The sequence below is a fragment of the Phytobacter sp. V69 genome, from assembly GCF_965644215.1.
Lineage (GTDB): Bacteria > Pseudomonadota > Gammaproteobacteria > Enterobacterales > Enterobacteriaceae > Phytobacter.
This window is the reverse complement of record NZ_CBFFRL010000383.1, coordinates 1-2044: the sequence shown is the minus strand read 5'-3', so window position 1 is coordinate 2044 and position 2044 is coordinate 1. Positions and strand designations below refer to the sequence as shown.

Below are 2044 nucleotides of genomic sequence, written 5' to 3'. Positions count from 1 at the left end.
CGGCCTCATTTCTCGCTGCCGTCCAGATCAGATGCATCGCTCTCTGGGCTAAAATCTTGTGACGACACTATCTAACTTTATTTCACCATGGAAAGCCTCTGACAGGGTTGTATAAGCAAGGGGGTAACATGATTACGCTATGGGGCAGAAATAACTCATCCAACGTTAAAAAATTGCGCTGGATACTCGAAGAGCTGGAACTGCCGTACGAACATATTCTGGCGGGTGGCGCGTTTGGCCTGAACCGCGAAGCCGAATTTCTGGCGATGAATCCCAACGGACTGGTGCCGCTGCTGCGCGACGACGAAACCGACGTGGTGCTGTGGGAATCGAACACCATCGTCCGCTATCTGGCGGCGCAGTATGGCCAACGTCGTCTGTGGAATGATTCGCCCGCGGTGCGCGCACAGGGTGAAAAATGGATGGACTGGGCGCTGACCACGCTGGCACCGAAACACGGTATCTTGCTAGTGGGTCTGGTCCGTACACCGGCGGAAAAACGCGACAACGCGGCCATCGAAGCGGGCATCAACGCCTGTGAAGATCTGTTTGCCCTGCTGGATGACGCGCTGGCTAAGCAGCCGTGGCTCTCCGGTGCGGAATTTGGTCCCGGTGATATCGCCGTCGCGCCGTTCATCTACAACCTTTACAACATCGGCCTGAGCTGGACGCCACGTCCCCACCTCGAGCGCTGGTATCAGACGCTGACCCAGCGCCCGGAGTTTCGTGACGTGGTCATGATCCCGGTAACCTGATAAGCCGGCCCGGCGACGGTTAGCGCGCCGGGCTCACTTTCAGCAGTTCCCCGTCTGACGCATCGGTCAGAACATACAGATAGCCATCCGGCCCGACGCGGACATCGCGAATACGCGCTTTCCGGTCTTTAAGGATGCGTCCGTCTTCGGTCACCGTGTTGCCGTTGACGCTCATCACGATAACATCCTCATCTTTCAGCGCACCGATAAAGAGTTTGTTTTTCCACTCGGGGAAAACGTCTAAGTTGTAGAACGCCATGCCGCTGATTGCCGGGGATTTTTCCAGTAGAAAATGGGCTGCTCGGTGCCATCGACCTTACCGCCTTTGGCTTCCGGAATGGGCAATCCGCTGTAATTAATGCCCCAGGTCGCCAGCGGCCAGCCGTAGTTTTTACCCTTCCCGGGAATATTGATTTCATCACCGCCTCGCGGGCCGTGCTCGTGCATCCAAAGGGCGTTGCTCCACGGGTTCATCGCCATCCCCTGCGGGTTACGAATACCGTATGCCCAGATTTCCGGTCGCGCACCGGCTTTCCCGACGAACGGGTTATCCGGCGGCACTTTGCCCTGGTCGGTCAGGCGTATCAGCTTGCCCTGTAGTTTGTCGAGTTCCTGGGCGGTGGGACGCTGGTTATTCTCCCCAAGGCCAATCCACAGGTAGCCCTTACCGTCAAACACCATGCGCCCGCCGAAGTGATTGCCGGTCGACAATTTCGGCTGCTGGCGAAACACCACCTGGAAAGCCTCCAGGTGTTTCGTATCGTCGCTGAGGCGACCATAGCCCACCACCGTGCCCGCTTTGCCGTCCTGCCCGGCTTCGGCGTAGCTCAACCAGACCCGATGTGACTGGGCAAAATCCGGTGCCAGCACCACATCCAGCAGTCCGCCCTGCCCGTTAGCCCATACACGTGGAATGCCGGTTATCGGGTCAGAGATACCTTTCCCCGGCTGCCAGTGCCGCAGTTGCCCGCCGCGCATCGTAATCAGCATGCCCTGCTCGCCGGGCAAAAAGGCCAGAGACCAGGGGTGATCGAGTTTGGTTTGTAACACCTCAACCTTAACGGGCGCAGGTGCAGCAACAACAGAGGCAGAAAGGAATATCGCAGGAACAACTAACGCGGCGGCGGAACGATGCATGACGCACTCCTTTATTTATGGTTTGCATAAAGGTTAGCCAGCACGGTCAGGCGAGTAGGGATTTTTACAAAAGCTTAATAAATATCCTCCGGCATAGCCGGAGGTTTTTCTGATGCGCCTATAAGGCTCTCTTACCAGCCGCGCCCTAACAG

At 57.2% G+C, this 2044-nt stretch carries 1 protein-coding gene and 1 pseudogene; one reads left to right on the top strand and one right to left on the bottom strand.

The window, feature by feature from the left end; translation table 11 throughout:
* Positions 1 to 128 precede the first annotated feature (128 nt).
* The gene (locus ACSZPU_RS25320) at positions 129 to 755 is read left to right on the top strand and encodes a glutathione S-transferase family protein (RefSeq protein WP_499004357.1); all 627 of its coding nucleotides are present in this window, start codon (positions 129 to 131) and stop codon (positions 753 to 755) included.
* A 19-nt stretch (positions 756 to 774) separates the two neighbouring features.
* Here the strand turns inward: ACSZPU_RS25320 and ACSZPU_RS25315 are convergent.
* A pseudogene (locus tag ACSZPU_RS25315) lies at positions 775 to 1733 on the bottom strand (PQQ-dependent sugar dehydrogenase).
* Between the last annotated feature and the right edge of the window lie 311 nt (positions 1734 to 2044).